The organism is Uliginosibacterium flavum (assembly GCF_040566545.1).
Lineage (GTDB): Bacteria > Pseudomonadota > Gammaproteobacteria > Burkholderiales > Rhodocyclaceae > Uliginosibacterium > Uliginosibacterium flavum.
Map to the genome: position 1 here is coordinate 43,934 of NZ_JBEWZI010000019.1, position 20,913 is coordinate 64,846.

Genomic DNA, 20,913 nt, shown 5'->3' on the forward strand with positions numbered 1-20,913 from the left:
ACGGACAGACCATGACCGACTCGCTATTCAGCCCCTATTGGTATCGCGCGGCAAAGCTACATCCGCAACTAGCCAGTACCACGCGCATTACCCGCCAGGTTTTTCGCGGTGAAGCCTGGTATGTACTCAGTAGCCAGACCTCTGGGCGCCAGTTCCGCGTTAACCATCTGGGCTATGAACTCGTCGGCCGCCTTGACGGCTTGCGCAGCGTGCAGGAAATCTGGGACATCCTGGTACGCCAGCTCGGCAATGACGCGCCAAGCCAGCACGAAGTGCTGAGTGTGCTCTCTGAGCTGATTGCAGCCGGCATGTTGCACAGCGAACACACACAAGATCTGGCGGGAATTTTTGATGCCTCCCGACGCCATCACGAACGCACGGGCTCACGCCTCAATCCGCTGGCCTTCAAGGTCCCGCTCTGGGATCCCTCCGCCTTGCTGGAGCGTCTGGAGCCGCTGGGCCGCCGCCTGCTCACGCGAGGAATGCTCCTTGTCTGGTTGATCAGCACCTTGCTGGCCCTCATTCTGACCCAGATTCACTGGCCCGAGCTGCGCGCCTACGCCGCACAGCACCTGACCAGCCACAGCAACCTGATGCTGATGTGGCTGGCTTACCCGCTGGTCAAAGCGCTGCACGAGCTGGGACATGCCCTGACCATCCGCACCTGGGGTGGCGCCGTGCATGAATTCGGAATTACCCTGTTCCTGCTGATGCCAGTGCCCTATGTCGACGCCTCCGCCGCATCCGCCTTCATCGAAAAGCGCCGGCGCGTACTGGTCAGCGCAATGGGGGTGATGGTCGAGCTCGCCGTCGCCTCTCTGGCCTTGCTGCTATGGCTGAATGTCAGCGATGGCTGGCTGCGCGAACTGAGTTTCGCCATCATGAGCGTCAGCAGCATTTCCACCCTGCTCGTCAATGCCAATCCACTGATGCGCTTTGACGGTTATTACGTCCTCACTGATGCGCTGGAGATTCCCGGCTTATCGTCGCGTGCCGACAACTATCTGCGCTATCTGGGCGAACGCTGGGTGCTCGGCAACTCGCAGCTGCACCCACCGGCCGGGGTCGACGGCTCGCGCGTGCTTCTGCTCAGCTTCGGCCTCGCCTCGCTGATCTACCGCATCGTCCTGATGGCGGGCATGGCAATCTGGCTAGGCGGCAAGCAGTTCGCGCTAGGGTTACTGCTTGCGCTGTGGTTGCTCTTTCGTTTTGCCTTGCGTCCCTTGTGGCAATTGAGCTTACTGGTCCTGCGCGGCAGCCGGCTGGGCAAAACCCGCAAGCGCGCCATGCTGGCTTTTGGCGTGTTGATGGCCGCCTTGCTGCTGGGCACGCTGGTCGTGCCCGCGCCCTACGCCTCGCATGCCCAAGGCTTGGTCTGGGTGCCCGATGAAGCCCGGGTTCGTAACGAAGCCGACGGCTTCGTGGATAGCGTATTGGTCAGCGACGGACAACGGGTGCGTGCAGGCGATGAATTGCTGCGTCTGCGCAATCCTGATCTGCTCGCCTCGCGCCAGCAATTGCAGACCCGCCTGGCCAGCCAGTTACAGGCCTATCAAGGGGTGTTGCTAAATCAACCCTCTGCCGCCATCGGACTGGGCGAAGAGATCGACAAACTGCGCGCCCAGATTGCGCAATTCGACCAGCGCATCGCCGCACTCAGTCTGCGCGCCCCGCTTGACGGCCGGGTTGGCTTGCCGGCTGCCCACAATCTGCCCGGACGCTACTTCAATCGCGGCAGTGTCATTGCCCATGTGATCAATCCTGAGCGCATGACCGTGCGCATGGCGCTGGCCCAGCAGGACATTGACTTGCTCCAAAGCTCGCCATCAAGTTTCACCGTCCGCATCGCGGAGAGCCGCTCCCAGAGCCTGTCTGCAAGCATATCAAGCCAGGAGCCAGGCGCCGCATGGGTCTTGCCGAGCCCCCTTCTGGGAGACAGTACTGGCGGGCCTTTCGCGACTGATCCTGCAGACAAGGACGGTCTGCGCACCTTGGAGCCAGTATTCATTGTCGACCTCAAGATCAACGGGCAAAGCTTGGCACGGATTGGTTCGCGAGCCTGGATCCGCATCGAACATGCGCCGCAGCCATTAGCCGCGCAGCTCTGGCGCAGCCTGCGTCAGCTTTTCCTGCGCCAGTTCGGCAGCAACGCGACAGGGAGTGCCACATGAATCGTGTCCCCCTGCCCATCCCCGGCGTGATCCTCGGCGCATGGCCGGAACGCAAGCTATCGGCGGATGCCTACGGCAGTGCGCGCATTGACGCCTTCTGGGCCGGTCTCCCCTTCGTCGAACACGCACGCCAGCGCCAACTGGCTGCAACAGCCACGCGTATAAGCATTGAGTTTGAACGCCTGCGCGAGCATCCAGGGCGCGCCTCGGGCGCCCATCTGCTGCAACTGCGGGCAGAGTTGAGTCGCGACGGTTTCATCTCTGCCACCGCCGAGCGCTGCACCGCCATGGTCATGTTGGCGATCGAAGCCACCTTCGGCCGCCGCCTGCGCCCCAACCAGATCATGGCGGCCCATGCTGTCCTGCGCGGCGGGCTGGCCGAAGTACCGACCGGCGAAGGCAAAACACTGGCGACCGCTTTGGCCGCCTGCATCGCCGCGCTGGCAGGCGTGCCCGTACACGTCATCACCAGCAACGACTACCTGGCAGCCCGCGATGCGGCTTACCTGCAGCCACTAGCCCACCGGCTTGGCCTCCAGGTGTCCGCCATCGCTCAGGACATGAGCCATGGCGAGCGCCGTGCGGCTTACGGCGCTCATATCACCTACACCAGCTCCAAAGAACTCGTTTTCGACTACCTGCGCGACAGTCTGCTGCCCATGCCCTCCCCCGGCACCCCGGCACCCGGACATCAACGTGTGTTGCGTGGCCTGTGCATGGCCATTATCGACGAAGCTGACAGCGTACTGCTGGATGACGCAGCCACTCCATTCATCCTCTCCGAAACCACTGCCGATCCGGTACAGGCCGCTGTCTGTGCGCTCGCGCTGCGACTGGCCAGCCACATGCGCGCCGGTTTCGACTTCCGTATTGACCATCGCAGCCACAGCGTGGATTTCACGGCAGACGGCCAGAGCCTGCTGATGGCCGATCCCGAAGATGCGCATCCACTCTGGGCAATCCCGCGCTATCGCGAGGAAATGGTCGAGCTGGCTTTACGTGCTCTGCATATCCTGCAGCGCGACAAGGACTATCTGGTGCAAGACGGCAAGGTCAGCATCATCGACAGCAACAGCGGGCGACTCGCGGCAGGCCGCGCCTGGTCGCGCGGACTGCACCAGATGGTCGAGATAAAAGAGCGCTGCAAACCCACCCCGGCCACACGCGTGCTGGCGCAGATCACATTCCAGCGTTTTTTTCCTCGCTATCTGCTGCTCGGCGGCATGAGCGGCACCTTGGTTGAAGCCCGCCACGAGTTGCTGGAAACCTACCATCTGAACGTTTTGCGGATCCCGACCGGTCGCCCCTCCGGCCTGCGCGTTCTGCCTCCTTTGGTGGCAAAAGAAGCCTCGATTCGCTGGCAGAAAATGCTGACTGACATTGCAAACCTGCATGCGCAAGGACTCCCGGTGCTGGTTGGTACTGACTCGGTCAAGGAATCAGATCGTGTCAGCCGACTGCTGACCCAGGCAGAGCTCCCGCATCGAGTGCTCAACGCGCGTCAGGATTGTGAGGAAGCCGAACTAATTTCGGCCGCCGGGAGAGCGGGTGCCATTACCGTAACGACCAACATGGCCGGGCGTGGCACCGACATAATAATCGACGAAACCGTGGCAAAATCAGGGGGCTTGCACGTCGTATCCTGCCAGCACAACAGCTCGCGCCGCATCGACAGGCAGCTGTTTGGCCGAGCAGGTCGGCTTGGTCAACCCGGCAGTGCCCAGACCCTGCTATCTCTGGAAGAAGGCCTGCTTGGGCGAACCCTGCCAAGCAGCCTGCAACACGTGTTGCAATTGTTTTCAAGCACCCGTGGCTTTATGCCGTTAGTAGTAGGTGGAATACTCTTGCGTGTCACCCAGTATCTGGAAGAACGGCGTGGCCGATTGGCGCGTCAGCATTTACGCGAGGCCGATGCCCGCCAACAGGAACGACAGCTCTTCGGAGCGCGTCCAGAATAAACAGACTGATGAAGCCAACTTTTTCGAAACGCCTGCTCACCCTGACACTGCTCATGCTGGCCGTGCTGCCGCTGCTCGCGATGGCCGCTGCACCGGGCGCTCGCAGCGACATTCTGGGCTGCCTGCTCACCCCGCAAGCCGAAGTCGACGTAGGCAGTCCGGTGGTCGGCGTACTCGCCAAGGTTCTGGTTGATCGTGGCGACACCGTCAAAAAGGGGCAGTTGCTCGCACAGCTCATCGATGACGTGGAGCGTGCCGCAGTGAAGTCCTCCGCGCAGCGCTTCGAAAACCGCGCCGATGTCGCTGCAGCCAAGGCGGCCTACGACTTTGCTCAGAAAAAAGCCGAAAACGCCGACGAACTGCTGGCCAAACAATTCATCTCGCAACAGGCGCGTGACCAGGCCGCATCAGAAGCCAAAGTGGCCGCCATGCGCTACGCCCAGACGCAGGAGCAGCGCATCGTTGCCCGCGAAGATCTGGCTGTAGCGAACGCACAACTGGGCTTGCGCAGCATCACCGCCCCCTTCAATGGCGTCGTCGTAGAGCGTTACCTGCAAGCTGGCGCACGGATTGAAGACAAGCCGGTGATCAAACTCGCCCAGATTGACCCACTTCACGCTGAAGTTGTCGTGTCTGCCAACCGCTTTGGCAGCATTCGTGCGGGCTCTCAAGCCACGCTAACCCCTGAAATGCAGGGAGCCCCGGCAATCACGACTCAAGTTGCACGGGTCGATGCGGTCGTAGATGCCGCCAGCAACACTTTCCGCGTACGCCTGAGCGTGCCGAACCCCGGTGGAAAAATCCCCTCTGGCCTGCGCTGTCAGGTCAGTTTCGGCGAGAGCCCTCGCTGACGGAGCGTCACGATGCCCGTGCGCCAATTCCTGCGCCGTACCTTTGGACTCAGATCCGTCGCAGGCATGCCCATCCCGCGCAAGGCGGTCTTCGAGGAGGTAGAAGCCCGCCTCCTCTACTCGGCCGACTTGGCCCCGGGCATCAGCGATGCAGGCCTCAGCGCCGAAATCCGCGTCATCGACAGTCGCACGGATAGCGCGCCCAGCACGGTTACGACACAAAGTACCCAGCACGCTCAGCAGCTGGTCTTCATTGACAGCACGGTCGCCGACGCAGACAAATTGCTCGCAGATGTGCGCAGTGGCAATCCAGATGCTGAAGTCATTTCCATTTCAAGCGAGCGCGACGGCATCAGCCAGATCAGCGAAGCCCTCGCTGGTCGCAGCAACGTCAGTGCCATCCACCTGATCACCCATGGTAGTGCCGGCGAACTCAAGATCGGCAACAGCACCCTGAACGCCAGCACCGTCGCGGGCTACAGCACCCAGCTTGAATCGTGGCGCAAGGCTCTCTCGACAGAAGCCGACTTACTGATCTACGGCTGTAACTTCGCTGCAAACGACAACGGACAAAGCTTTGCCGACGAACTGGCCAAACTGACCGGTGCCGACGTCGCAGCCAGCAGCAATCTCACTGGCGACGCCACTCAGGGCGGAGACTGGACACTCGAATACCAACGCGGTGAAATTGAAGCCACCGTCACCGTGAGTACGGCACTACAACAATCCTGGGCCGGCACACTGGCAATCGTTCAGGATTCAGTCAGCACCGCAACAACAACGAGTGTTGGCGCAAGCAGCCTCAGCTTTGCGCATACAGTCGGTACCGGAACAAATGGAATCCTGATTGTCGAATACGCAACCCGAGGCACCACATCCCCCGACTCGATCACTTACAACGGCGTAGCGCTGACCCGGCTGGATACAAACTCCAACAGCACCGTCGTCACCACCGAAATCTGGTACCTCAAAACCCCCGCTGCCGGCACCCACAACATCGTCATTACGATGCCGGGGGCAGCCAAAGAATTCACCGTCGGCGCAAGCAGCTACTTCAACGTCGACCAGACAGCCACTTTCGGTACAGTCGCAAAAGCTACGGGTACCGGCACAGCAGTCAGCGTTAACGTTGTATCGGCAAGCGGCGATCTGGTCATTGATGCCATCGCGACCCGCCAACAAACCTCAAACCCATCCACGGGGGCCGGACAGACCCAGCGCTGGACCAACACCTGCGGCGTGAGCAGCGCGGATCCGCTAGGTGCAGGCAGCTCCGAGGCTGGAGCCGCCTCTGTCACCATGAGCTGGACCCTGTCAGGCTCACAAGAATGGGCCACCTTGGGCGTCTCGCTAAATGCAGCTCCCAGCGTGGCTCCAGTCGTCAGCTCAGCAGGCGCATTGACCATTACACAAGATGCTGTCACCACCGCAGCCACATCAACCCTGGGAGCAACGAGCCTCACACTCGCCCACACCGTTGGCGCCGGAACCAACAGCATTCTCATCGTCGAGTACTCCACACGCGGCACAGACTCGCCAACTTCGATCACCTATAACGGAGTCGCGCTGACCCGGCTGGATACAAACGCCAACAGCACCGTTGTCACCACGGAGATCTGGTATCTCAAAAACCCTGCGGCAGGCGCCCACAACATCGTCGTCACAATGCCGGGTAGCGCCAAGGAATTTGCCATCGGCGCCACCAGCTATTTCAACGTAGACCAGACCAGCACTTTCGGTACGGTCGCGAAAGCCACCGGCACCGGCACGGCAGTCAGCGTTACCGTCGCATCAGCGACCGGCAATCTGGTTATCGACGCCATGGCGACCCGCCAACAAGGCGGAGTCCCTTCGGTTGGCAGCGGACAGATTCAGCGCTGGACCAATAGCAGCGGCACGGGCAGTGCAGAGCCGCTTGGCGCAGGCAGCTCCGAGACCGGTGCTGCCTCAGTTACCATGAGCTGGACTCTTGCGGACGCAATGGAGTGGGCCACTATCGGGGTATCGCTCAACGCAGCAAACGATGCCTCAGGCGGCATTCTGGCTTACACGGAAAACGCTGCCGCGACACCGATAAGTACGACCATTACGGTCACCGACGCCGACAGCAGCAACCTCACCGGCGCCACCATCCAGATCACTAGCAACTATCAGAACGGTCAGGACGTGCTGGCCTTTACCAATCAACTTGGCATTACCGGCAGCTGGAACGCCAGCACCGGCATGATGACCCTCACCGGCACCGCAAGCGTCGCCAATTACCAAACCGCGTTACGTGCTGTCACCTACGCCAATACCAGCAACAACCCCAACACCAGCACCCGTACCGTCACCTTCATTGCTAACGATGGCACGGCCACCGGCAGTGCAACACGCAGCATCACCGTTGCGGCGGTCAACGACGCGCCGGTCGTCACTGCCGGCAATACCCTGGTCTACACCGAGAATGGCGTCGCCACAGCCGTCAGCAACGCACTGACGCTCACCGACGCCGACAGCACCAACCTCACCGGCGCCACCATCCAGATCACCAGTAGCTACCAGAACGGTCAGGACGTGCTGGCCTTCACCACCCAGAATGGCATCACCGGTTCGTGGAATGCCACCACCGGCATGATGACGCTCACCGGCACCACTACCGCCGCCAATTACCAGAGCGCTCTGCGCTCGCTCACCTACGCCAATACCAGCGATAACCCCAGCACACTGGCCCGCACCGTCACCTTCATTGCCAATGATGGCGCTACGACCGGCAGTGCTACGGCCAGCATCACCGTTGCGGCCGTCAACGACGCGCCAGTCGTCACTGCCGGCAACACCCTTGCTTACACCGAGAATGGCGTCGCCACAGCCGTCAGCAGCGCACTGACGCTCACCGACGCCGACAGCACTAACCTGACCGGCACTACCATCCAGATCACTGGCAATTATCAGAACGGTCAGGACGTTCTGGCCTTCACTACTCAGAACGGCATCACCGGTTCGTGGAACGCCACCACCGGCATGATGACGCTCACCGGCACCACTACCGTCGCCAATTACCAGAGCGCTCTGCGATCGCTCACGTACGCCAATACCAGCGACAACCCCAGCACCAGCACTCGCACCCTAACCTTCATCGCCAATGATGGCGCGGCGACCGGCAGTGCTACGTCCAGCATCACGGTAGCTGCAGCCAACGACGCGCCCACGGCAACGATCACGCCCGCAAGCTACAATGCTACAGAGCAGACCTCGCTGACCTTGCACGGCACCGGCCTCGCCGTTTCCGACGCCGATGCCGGCAGCAGCAATGTCACCGTCACCGTCACCGTCGTCAGCGGCACCCTCACGGCAGCGGCGGGTTCCACCGGCGCCGGCGTGTCAGGCTCAGGCACCGCCATGCTCACGCTGACCGGCACGCTGACGCAGATCAACAACCTGCTCGCCGGCAGCAACTCCGGCACGCTTACCTATACCAGCAGCTCTAACACACCACCGGCATCCGACACGCTGACCCTGCAGATCAACGACGGCGGCAACACAGGCTCGGGCGGCACGCAAACCGGCTCCGACACCGCGACGATCAACCTCAGCGCCGTCAACGACGCGCCAACGGCCACAATCACGCCGACCAGCTACAACGTCAACGAGCAGACCACGCTGACCCTGCAGGGCACCGGTCTGGCGATTGCCGATGTAGATGCGGCCAGCGCCTCGGTCACGGCCACCGTGTCGGTGGTGTCGGGCACACTGAGTGCAGCCGCGGGCACGACCGGCGTTGGTATATCCGGATCCGGCACCAGCAGTATCACGCTGACCGGCACCCTCACGCAGATCAACAATCTGCTGGCCGGCAATCTGTCGGGCACGCTCAGCTACATCATCAATTCGAACACGCCGCCCGCATCGGACACGCTGACGCTGGGCGTCAATGACGGTGGCAACACAGGATCAGGCGGCGCCAAGACCGGTTCGGATACGGCTTCCATCAACATCACGGCCATCAACGACGCGCCCACCAACACGGTGCCCGGCGCGCAGGCCACTGACGAAGACACGGCACTGGTCTTTTCTTCTGGCAACGGCAACCGGATCCAGATCGCCGACGTCGATGCCGCCAGCGGCAGCATGCAGATCACGTTGTCGGTCACCAACGGCACGCTGACCCTGGCAGGCACGACGGGACTCTCCTTCAGCAGCGGCGATGGCACGGGTGATGCCAGCATGATCTTCACCGGCACGGTGGCCAACATCAACACCGCGCTGGCCACCCTCACCTACAACCCGACCGCCAACTACAACGGCGCCGCGACGCTGACGCTGATTACCAACGACCAGGGCAACACCGGCTCGGGGGGTGCACAGTCCGATACCGATAACGTCAGCATCACCGTCAATGCCATCAATGATTCGCCGGTCAACTCGGTGCCCGGTGCGCAATCGGTCGCTGAGGACACCAACCTCGCGATCTCGGGCATTACCATCAATGACGTTGATCTCAACCTGATCAGTGTGGCGCTGTCGGTCAACAACGGTACGCTCAACGTCACGCTCTCGGGCGCGGCCAGCATCTCGGCCGGTGTCAACGGCACGGCAACCCTGACCGTCTCCGGCACACAGGCAGATATGAACGCCACCCTGGCCAGCCTGATCTATCGCGGCACGCTCAATTACAACGGCAGCGATACGCTGACCGTGTTGTCTACCGACAGCAATGGCGCGACCGATTCCGATACCGTTGGCATTACCGTCACGGCGGGCAACGATGCGCCCACCAACACGGTGCCTGGCACGCAGGCCACTGACGAAGACACGGCACTGGTCTTTTCTTCTGGCAACGGCAATCAGATCCAGATCGCCGACGTCGATGCCGCCAGCGGCAGCATGCAGATCACGTTGTCGGTCACCAACGGCACGCTGACCCTGGCAGGCACGACGGGACTCTCCTTCAGCAGCGGCGATGGCACGGGTGACGCCAGCATGATCTTTAGCGGCACGGTCGCCAACATCAACACCGCGCTGGCCACCCTGACCTACAACCCGACCGCCAATTTCAACGGCGCCGCGACGCTGACGCTGATCACCAACGATCAGGGCAACACCGGTTCGGGCGGCGCCCGGTCCGATACCGATAACGTCAGCATCACCGTCAACGCCATCAATGATTCGCCGATCAATTCGGTGCCGGGGGCACAGGTTGTGGCCGAGGACACCAACCTCGCCATCAGTGGCATCACGGTCAATGACGTCGATCTCAACCTGATCAGCGTGGCGCTGTCGGTCAACAACGGCACGCTCAACGTCACGCTCTCGGGCGCCGCCAGCATCTCGGCCGGCGTCAACGGCACGGCGGCCCTGACCGTCTCCGGCACCCAGGCCGATATCAATGCCACGCTCGCCAGCCTTATCTATCGCGGCACGCTCAATTACAGCGGCAGCGATACGCTGACCGTGTTGTCTACCGACAGCAATGGCGCTACCGATTCCGATACCGTTGGCATTACCGTCACGGCCGTCAACGACGCACCCGTCAACAGCGTGCCCGGCGCGCAGGCCACCGATGAAGATACGGCGCTGGTATTTTCTGCAGGCAACGGCAACCAGATCCAGATCGCTGACGTGGATGCCGCCAGTGGCAGCATGCAGATCACGCTCTCCGTCACCAACGGTACGCTGACGCTTGCCGGTGTCACCGGCCTGTCGTTCAGCAGCGGCGATGGCACCGGTGATGCCAGCATGATCTTTACCGGCACCGTCGCCAACATCAACACCGCACTCGCCACCCTGACCTACAACCCGACCGCCAATTTCAACGGCGCGGCAACGCTGACGCTGATCACCAACGACCAGGGCAACACCGGTTCGGGCGGCGCCAGGTCCGATACCGATAACGTCAGCATCACGGTCAATGCCATCAATGACGCACCCGGTCTGAGCACTACCGGTACCACCTTGTCCTACACCGAAAACGCCGCCGCCACCGCCGTCGACAGCGGCATCACGGTCAGCGATATCGACAGCGCCAACCTCGCCAGCGCAGTGGTGCAGATCACCGGCAATTATCAGAACGGCCAGGACGTATTGGCCTTTGCCAACCAGAACGGCATCACCGGCAGCTGGAACGCGGGCACAGGTACGCTGACACTGACGGGCAGCGCCAGCGTAGCGAACTACCAGACTGCCCTGCGCTCGATTACTTACCAGAACACCAGCAACAATCCGGTAACGACGACCCGCACGGTGTCCTTCACCGTCAATGACGGCGCACTCGACAGCAACACGGCCACGCGCAACATCGGCCTGACTGCCGTCAATGATGATCCGGTCAACAGCGTGCCTGGCGCGCAGGCCGTCGATGAGGATGACGTGCTGGTCTTCAGTGCCGGCAACGGCAACCAGATCCAGATTGCCGACGTGGATGCCGCCAGCGGCAGCATGCAAGTCACACTGTCAGTCACCCACGGCACGCTTACGCTCGCGGGCACCACCGGGCTGTCGTTCAGCTCGGGTGATGGTACGGGTGACGCCAGCATGATCTTCACCGGCACGGTGGCCAACATCAATACAGCGCTGGCCACACTGACCTACAACCCGACGGCCAACTACAACGGCGCAGCCACCCTGACGCTGATCACCAACGACCAGGGCAACACCGGCACGGGCGGCGCGCACAGTGATACCGACAACGTCAGCATCACCGTCAACCCCATCAATGACGCGCCAGTAGCCAACGACGACAGCGCCTCCACCGCGCCGGGCGTGCCGATTGACGTCAACGTCAAGGCCAACGACAGTGATGTGGACAACGTCGCTGGCGACCTGACCGTCACCATCATCAGCAACAGCCCGGGCACCAGCGCCACGGTAAATCCGGACGGCACGATCAATTTCGATCCGGGCGCCACCAACGGTGCGCAGACCGTTACCTATCAGCTGACCGATGTTGACGGACTGCAGAGCGGCATCGCAACACTGACCATCAACGTCGCCGCCAACAACCTGCCAACCAGCCTGGATGATTCGGCCACCTTCGACGAGGACACCAGCTACAGCTTCCTGGTCAGCGATTTCGATTTCAGCGATGCCGATGGTACACACACGCTGGCGGGCGTGCGCATCGACACCCTGCCGCTCGACGGCACGCTGACCCTCTCGGGCGTAGCCGTCACAGCCGGGCAGACCATCACCACCGCCAACATCACCAACCTGCTGTTCACGCCGGCGCTGAATGCCAATGGCAGCCCTTACGCCACATTCACCTTCAGCGTGCAGGACAGTATCGGCGGTTACGATGCCAGCCCCAACACCTTCACGCTGAATGTCGACGCGGTCAATGACGCGCCGGTCAACACCCTACCGGCGTCGCAGAACACCACCGAAGACAATTCACTCACCCTGTCCATCGGCAACGGCAATCCAATCAGCATCAGCGACATCGATGCCGGTGGCGCCAGCATGGCAGTCACGCTGTCGGTCACCAATGGCACGCTGACGCTGGCGGGCATTACAGGCCTGTCATTCACCACGGGTGACGGCACAGCCGACGGCAGCATGGTTTTCACCGGCAGCATTGTCGACATCAACACGGCACTCAACGGCCTGATCTTCGCCCCGACGGCGGACTTCAACGGCACGGCTACGCTGACGCTGACCACGGACGATCAGAGCAACACCGGTTCAGGTGGCGCCAAAACCGATACCGATAACCTGACGATCAATGTCGACCCAGCCAACGACGCGCCGGCCCTCACCACCACGGGCAGCACGCTGGCCTATACCGAAAATGCGGCGGCCACGGCCATCGACGGTGGCCTGACGGCCAGCGATATCGACAGCGCAAACCTGAACGGCGCCACCATCCAGATCAGCAGCAACTACCAGAATGGCGAGGACGTGCTGGCCTTCGCCAACCAGAACGGCATCAGCGGCAGCTGGGATGCGGGCACCGGCACCCTCACGCTGTCCGGCAGTGCCAGCGCGGCGAACTACCAGACGGCCCTGCGCAGCATCACCTATCAAAACACCAGCAACGCGCCTTCCACTGCCACACGCAGCGTCTCTTTCACGGTCAGTGACGGCAGCCTGTCGTCCAACACCGCCACACGCGACATCAGCGTGGCGAACGCCAACGACGCGCCGGTGGTGACGATTGCGCAGCCCTCCTACAGCGCCAGCGAGCAGGTCAATCTGTCGCTGGCAGGCACCGGCCTGTCGCTAGCCGATGTGGACGCCGCATCTGGCAGCCTCAGCGCCACGCTGTCGGTCGTCAGCGGCACGCTGACGGTCGCTGCGGGCAGCACCGGCGTGGTGGTGGGTGGATCGGGCACAGATAGCGTGACGCTGACCGGTACGCTGGCGCAGATCAACAACCTGCTGGCCGGTAGTGGCAGTGCAACGATCACTTACCTGATCAGTTCGGATACGCCGCCGGCCAGCGACACGCTGACGCTGGCCGTGGATGACAACGGCAATACCGGCGGCGGCAATCTGTCCGATTCCGATTCGGTAACGATCAACATCACGGCCATCAACGATGCGCCGGTCAACACCGTGCCGGGTGCACAGAGCGTGGCTGAGGATGCAACACTGGCCTTCACCGGCGGTGCGGCGATTTCGGTCAATGATGTGGATGCCAATCTGTCCACCGTGCAGCTGTCGGTGGGCAACGGCGCGCTGACCGTCAGCCTGGCGGGTGGTGCGACGATTTCATCGGGCGCGAACGCCAGCGGCACGCTGACCCTGTCCGGTTCGCAGGTGCAGATCAATGCTGCGCTGGCCACCCTCAGCTATCAGGGCAATGCCAACTTCAATGGCGCCGATACGCTCACCATCCTCAGCACCGATGCCAGTGCCGCTACCGATTCCGATACCGTCGCCATCACCGTTACAGCCGCCAACGATGCGCCGGTAGTCAGCATCGCGCAGCCTTCCTACACCGCCACTGAGCAGACTTCCCTCGCCCTGCACAACACAGGTCTCTCGCTGGCCGACGTGGACGCCGCCAGCGGAACCGTGATCGCGACCGTGTCGGTGCTCAACGGCACGCTGACGGTCGCAATAGGCAGCACCGGCGTAGTTGCTGGCGGCTCAGGCACCGATACCGTCACCCTGACCGGCACGCTGACCCAGATCAACAACCTGCTGGCAGGCAACGGCACCGCAACGCTGACTTACCTGCAAAGCGGCAACACCCCGACCAACGACACGCTGACCTTGGCCATCGATGACGATGGCAACACCGGCAGCGGCGGCGCACTCACCGATTCCGATTCGGTCACTATCAACCTCAGCGCGGTAAACGATGCGCCGACCGCCACCATCACCCCAGTCAGCTACAGCGCTACCGAGCAGACCACCCTGACACTGGCTGGCACGGGACTGGCGATTACCGACACCGATGCTGCAGCAGCCTCGATCACGGCCACCGTCTCGGTCGTCGATGGCACGCTGAGCGCAGCGGCTGGCAGCACCGGCGTTGTGGTCGGCGGCTCGGGCGGCAACAGCATCACCCTCACCGGCACACTCGCGCAGATCAACAACCTGCTTGCCGGCAACGGCGGCAGCTCGCTGAACTACATCATCAACAACGACACCCCGTCCGCCTCAGACACCCTGACGCTGGCTGTCAATGACAGCGGCAACACCGGGTCAGGCGGTGCACTCACTGCATCCGACACCGCCACCATCAACATCACGGCCGCCAACGACGCGCCGGTGGTGACGATTGCGCAGCCCTCCTACAGCGCCAGCGAGCAGGTCAATCTGTCGCTGGCAGGCACCGGCCTGTCGCTAGCCGATGTGGACGCCGCATCTGGCAGCCTCAGCGCCACGCTGTCGGTCGTCAGCGGCACGCTGACGGTCGCTGCGGGCAGCACCGGCGTGGTGGTGGGTGGATCGGGCACAGATAGCGTGACGCTGACCGGTACGCTGGCGCAGATCAACAACCTGCTGGCCGGTAGTGGCAGTGCAACGATCACTTACCTGATCAGTTCGGATACGCCGCCGGCCAGCGACACGCTGACGCTGGCCGTGGATGACAACGGCAATACCGGCGGCGGCAATCTGTCCGATTCCGATTCGGTAACGATCAACATCACGGCCATCAACGATGCGCCGGTCAACACCGTGCCGGGTGCACAGAGCGTGGCTGAGGATGCAACACTGGCCTTCACCGGCGGTGCGGCGATTTCGGTCAATGATGTGGATGCCAATCTGTCCACCGTGCAGCTGTCGGTGGGCAACGGCGCGCTGACCGTCAGCCTGGCGGGTGGTGCGACGATTTCATCGGGCGCGAACGCCAGCGGCACGCTGACCCTGTCCGGTTCGCAGGTGCAGATCAATGCTGCGCTGGCCACCCTCAGCTATCAGGGCAATGCCAACTTCAATGGCGCCGATACGCTCACCATCCTCAGCACCGATGCCAGTGCCGCTACCGATTCCGATACCGTCGCCATCACCGTTACAGCCGCCAACGACGCACCAATCAACAGCGTACCGGGTGCGCAGGTCGTCAATGAAAACGACAGCCTGGTGTTCTCGTCTGGCAACGGCAACCAGATCGTCATCACCGACGTAGACGCCACCAGCGGCAGCCTGCAAGTCAGTCTATCCGTCACCAATGGCATCTTGACACTGGCGCAAACCACCGGTCTGTCCTTCACCACCGGTAACGGCACGGCGGATACCAGCATGGTATTTACCGGCACGCTAACCGACATCAACGCCGCCATCAATGGTCTCAGCTTCACGCCGAGCGCCGATTTCAATGGCGCAGCCAACCTCAGCCTCAGCACCGATGACCAGGCCAACACAGGCACGGGCGGCGCCCTGAGTGACAGCGACAACATCGCCATCACTGTCAACGCCATCAATGACGCCCCCACAGTTACCAACGCCATCCCGGACCAGAGCGCGACCGAAGATGCCGCCTTCTATCTCCAGTTCGCCAGCAATACTTTCAACGACGTGGACGCGGGCGACACCCTCACCTACAGCACCTCGGCCCTGCCCGCCTGGTTGAACTTCGACGCTCTCACACGCGCCTTCAGCGGCACCCCGACCAATGGGGTTGTGGGCAGTTTCAGCGTGACTGTCACTGCCAACGATGGCAATGGCGGCTCCGTGGCCGACAGCTTTACAATCACCGTCACCAACACCAACGACGCACCTACCGCCGCCAACTCCATCCCGGATCAGAACGTCACTGAAGACGGCGCCTTCAATTTCCAGTTCGCCAGCAACACATTCGACGACATGGATGCAGGCGACACACTCACCTACACCACCTCGGCCCTGCCCGCTTGGCTCTACTTCGATTCCGCCACCCGCACCTTCAGCGGCACCCCGGCCAATAGTGATGTGGGCAGTTTCAGCGTGACCGTCACTGCCGACGACGGTAATGGCGGCTCCGTGGCCGACAGCTTCACAATCACCGTCACCAACACCAACGACGCACCCACTGTCGCCAACGCCATCCCGGATCAAACGGCCACCGAAGATGCTGCCTTCAACTTCCAGTTCGCCAGCAACACCTTTAACGATGTGGACGCAAGCGACACACTCACCTTCAGCACCTCCGCCCTGCCAGCCTGGCTGAGCTTCGATTCCGCTACGCGCACCTTCAGCGGCACTCCGACCAATGGCGACGTGGGCAGCGTGAGCATCACAGTGACAGCCACCGACGGCAGCGCCAACAGCGTCAGTGACACCTTCGCAATCACCGTTGCCAACACCAACGACGCCCCCACTGTCACCAACACCATCCCTGATCAAAACGCGACCGAAGACGCAGCCTTCAACTTCCAGTTCGCCAGCAATGCCTTCGGCGATGTGGATGTGGGCGACACCCTCATCTACACCACCTCAGCCCTGCCCGCCTGGCTCAGCTTCGATGCAGCCACCCGCAGCTTCAACGGCACCCCGGCCAATGCCGATGCAGGCAGTTTTTCTATTACCGTGACTGCCGCCGATGGCAATGGAGGAGCAGTCACCGATACTTTCCAGATCACGGTGAGCAACACCAATGACGCACCGACCGTAGCCAATCCCATCGCAGATCAGAACGCGACTGAAGACGGCGCCTTCAACTTCCAGTTCGCCAGCAATACCTTCAGCGATCCTGACGTCGGCGACACCCTCAGCTACTCCGTCCAACTCGCCGGCGGTGGCGCCCTGCCAGGCTGGCTCAGCTTCGATGCAGCTACCCGCAGCTTCAGTGGCACCCCAGCTAATACTGATGTAGGCAGTTTCTCGATTGACGTGATCGCCACCGATGGCAATGGCGGAACCGTCACCGATACTTTCCAGATCACCGTGAGCAACACCAATGACGCGCCGATCCTGAATACCAACACCGGCCTCAGCGTCAGCGAAGGTGCAAACAGCAGCATCACCAACAGCATGCTGGCCACCAGCGACACAGACAACAGCAATGCCCAGATCATTTTCAGCCTCGGCAGCGTACCGGCAGCCGGCAACCTGACGCTATCCGGCCTAACGCTTGGCATTGGCGACAGTTTCACCCAGCAGGAGATTGATAGCGGACTGCTGGCCTACGCCCATAATGGTAGCGAGACAGTATCGGACAGCTTCAGCTTCACAATCAGTGATGGCGCGGGCGGCACGATCAGCAGCACCAGTTTCCTGATCACGATCAGCGGCATCAATGACAGCAGCCCGGTCATTACCAGCAATGGTGGTGGCGCCAGCGCCGCAATCAGCGTGGCGGAAAATACAAGCAACTTCACCACCGTCACCTCGACGGATGCTGACACCGAGGCAACCGCCAGCTATAGCCTCAGCGGCGGCGCTGACGCAGGGTCCTTCACGATCAACGCAAGTACCGGCGTTCTCACGTTTAACACCGCACCTGATCGCGAAGGCACGGCCAGCACAAACGGTGACCAAATCTATGAAGTAACGGTAAGCGTCTCTGACGGACTCAACACGGACAGCCAGACCCTTTTTGTAACGGTCACTGACGTCAATGAATCCGGCGTTGGCACTGTCACGGACAGCAACGCCAGCTCCGATGCGATTGCGGAAAATTCCGCCAACGGCGCCACCGTCAACATCACGGCTTTCGCCACGGATGCCGATGCCAGCAACAACAAGGTCACCTACGCGCTGAGTGATGATGCGGGCGGGCGGTTTGCCATCGACAGCAGCACAGGCCTCGTCACCATCACCAATGGCAGCCTGCTCGACTACGAGTCTTCGACGGCCCACAGCATCACCATCCTGGCCAGCAGTGCCGATGGTTCAAGCAGCACACAAAGCTTCAGCATCACCATCAGCAACATCAATGAAGCCCCCAGTATTGCTGCACCAGCCAGCGTTTCAGGCACGCAGGAACAGGCTCTGGCCATCAGCGGCATCAGTCTGGGCGACCCTGAAGGCAACATCAACTTCGTCAATATCAACGTCAGTCGGGGCACGCTTACCGTCAGCCTGGCCAGCGGAGCCACCATTGCAGGTGGCAGCAATGGCAGCGCGTCCTTCACGCTCTCAGGCAGTCAGGCGGCCCTCGACAACGCTCTGGCGAGCCTCGTGTATACCGGCGGAAACGGCTTTACCGGAACAGATCAACTCAAGCTCACGGCCAGTGACTCGAATGGTCTGGTCAGCAGCAGCAGCGTGCAACTGCAACTGGTCGGCGTCACCGTTACGCCCGAACCCGAACCCTCTCCGCCGCCTGCGCCCACCCCGGAGCCAGAAACGCCAGCGGAGCCGCTTACACCGCGCGCACCGGATGTGCCAGAAGACTTGCCAGCGCCGCTAGTGGCGACTCCTGCGCCAACACCAGCAGAGCCTGTAGCCAGACCAGATATCGCGCCAGAGACTCCGCCGGCAAAGCCCCTGCCCAATACCGCGACCCTCACTAATCCCGGTATTGAAGAGAGCAGCAACGCGCCCGTCCTGACACCACAGGACGAAATCATCACAACCTTGCGCAAACTTGATCAATCATTGGGCAGCACCCGTACAGGAATGGTCAGCGAAACCCTGAGTCTCAATTTCGCCCCATCACAAACGGATGACAACACCTTCGACAATCTGCTTCGTCTGTCGCCAACCCAGGCCGGCAAAGCGGCGACTGCCGTACTCACTGCCGGTGTGGTGTGGTGGGCAGGGCGCTCGGCCGGCTTGATCGCAGCCTTGATGGCATCGGTACCGACCTGGCGGGTGGTTGATCCGCTGCCCATCCTGGCGCGCGACCGCAAACACCGCAAAGAACATGAACTGAGCGAAGACGACAACCCGCCCACCCTGGACATTGATCGCGACGTGCTGACCGCCACCCAGCCCGACCGCCTGATGCTGATGGATACTGAAGAGTGAAACTCAATCTGAACCCCACCACGCGCATCACGCTCGGCCTGCTTTCGCTGGCCGTTACGCTACTGCTCGCCCTGGATCTCCTGCTCGGCGTTTTTCCCGACCCGGCACGCCAGGAAACCCAGGCGCGCAAACAATTTGCCGAAAGCATCGCGATCCAGGTTGCCAGCTTGCTGATGCACGACAGCGCCGACACCGCCGCAGCGGTATTGCCTGAACTGCTACAGCGCGATGCACGCCTGCGCAGCATCGGCGTGCGCACCGCCGACATGCGTCTGCTGCTGGCCACCCCCAGTCATGCAAGCGACTGGGCCGCCGGCAGTGATGACGAACTGGGGCGCAGCCACTTCATCGTACCGATCAGCGCCGGCACGGCCAGCACCGGCAACTGGGGGCAGATTGAAGTCAGCTTCAAGCCCCTCGACAACAGCCTGTTCAACCTTCTCAGCCCCGGCGTCAAACTGATCTTGATCTTCAGCCTCAGCGGCACCCTCATCTACTACCTTTACCTGCGCCGCACCCTGCTCCATCTTGACCCTTCGGCGGCCATTCCCGAACGTGTCCAAACCGCTTTCGACGCGATGAGCGAAGCCATCGTGGTGCTCGACGCACGCAAACGCATCGTGATGGTCAATCGCAGTTTCGAGAAAATGCAGCCCGACCCGAATGAGCAAATCATCAGCCGGCCGCTGGAAAGCATCACCTGGCTTGGCAAGGGCCGCGAACACATCTCCGGCGACACACCCTGGGATGAATGCATGCGCAGCAAGCAGCCTTCCGACAGCGGGGTTTATGAAGCACGCCTGGCCGACGGCAAGCTGCGCCGCCTGATTACTACCGCTTCACCGGTACTGGATGCCCGCAACGCGGTACGCGGCTGCCTGGTATCTTTCAACGACGTCACCGATCTTGACGAGGCCAATCACCTGCTTGTTAGTCTGATGGCTGATTTGAGCAGTTCCAAGGAGCTGCTCGAAGTCCAGAATGCTGAACTACAGCGTCTGGCCAGCGTCGACCCGATGACCGGCACGCGCAACCGCCGCTCCTTCTTTCCCGAATTCGAACGCATGTTCGACGATGCCCGTGGCCGCAGCCTGCAACTCTCCTTCATCATGGCCGACATCGACAAATTCAAACTGGTCAATGACAACTACGGTCACGGCATCGGCGACAAGGTGATCCAGAAGTTTGCCGCCATCATGCTGCGGGAAGCCCGCGACACCGACATCGTCTGTCGCTACGGCGGCGAAGAGTTCTGCATCGCCCTGCCCGGTACGGATGCAGAACAAGCCTGGCAAGTCGCCGAGCGCATCCGCAAAGCCGTGCAGGCGGAAGTGGGCGCCGCCCTGCCACTTGATCCGCAGCCGGTCATCACGACCAGCTTTGGCGTCTCTACCGTCACTGCAGGCGCAGCCTCCGCCGACATCCTCGCCGACCAGGCCGACCAGGCGCTGTATTACTCCAAGCACAACGGGCGCAACCGCTGCACTACCTACTCGCTGGTGATTGCCAACGCCGCCCACGAAGAAGCCTGAGGCATACACCCCGAAGAGCCGCGCGCAGAAAGGCTCTTCAGCACCCCTGCTTCAAGAGGCAAGCTGGGAGCGCCTTTCC

At 61.8% G+C, this 20,913-nt stretch carries 5 protein-coding genes; all 5 read left to right on the top strand.

The features are described 5' to 3' along the window. Nucleotides 1–11: 11 nt before the first annotated feature. Genes ABXR19_RS15665 through ABXR19_RS15685 form a run of 5 tightly spaced genes read left to right on the top strand, consistent with a single transcriptional unit; the run spans nucleotide 12 to nucleotide 20,834 of the window. Nucleotides 12–2,171, top strand: a complete 2,160-nt coding sequence (locus ABXR19_RS15665) for a PqqD family peptide modification chaperone (RefSeq protein ID WP_354602081.1) — start codon at nucleotides 12–14, stop codon at nucleotides 2,169–2,171. Beyond that, nucleotides 2,168–4,129 (top strand): preprotein translocase subunit SecA, encoded by a 1,962-nt coding sequence (locus ABXR19_RS15670; RefSeq protein WP_354602082.1) that lies wholly within the window; start codon nucleotides 2,168–2,170, stop codon nucleotides 4,127–4,129. Before ABXR19_RS15665 ends, ABXR19_RS15670 begins: the two co-directional genes overlap by 4 nt. Before the next feature lie 8 nt (nucleotides 4,130–4,137). Continuing rightward, a complete protein-coding gene (locus ABXR19_RS15675; protein ID WP_354602083.1) occupies nucleotides 4,138–4,980 on the top strand; it encodes an efflux RND transporter periplasmic adaptor subunit in 843 nt (280 codons plus the stop codon). Nucleotides 4,981–4,992: 12 nt separating this feature from the next. Continuing rightward, a complete protein-coding gene (locus tag ABXR19_RS15680) occupies nucleotides 4,993–19,302 on the top strand; it encodes a tandem-95 repeat protein (RefSeq protein ID WP_354602084.1) in 14,310 nt (4,769 codons plus the stop codon). Then, entirely contained in the window at nucleotides 19,299–20,834 is a 1,536-nt protein-coding gene (locus ABXR19_RS15685) for a sensor domain-containing diguanylate cyclase (protein WP_354602085.1), read from the top strand. The genes ABXR19_RS15680 and ABXR19_RS15685 overlap by 4 nt, the downstream gene beginning before the upstream one ends. Nucleotides 20,835–20,913 lie beyond the last annotated feature (79 nt).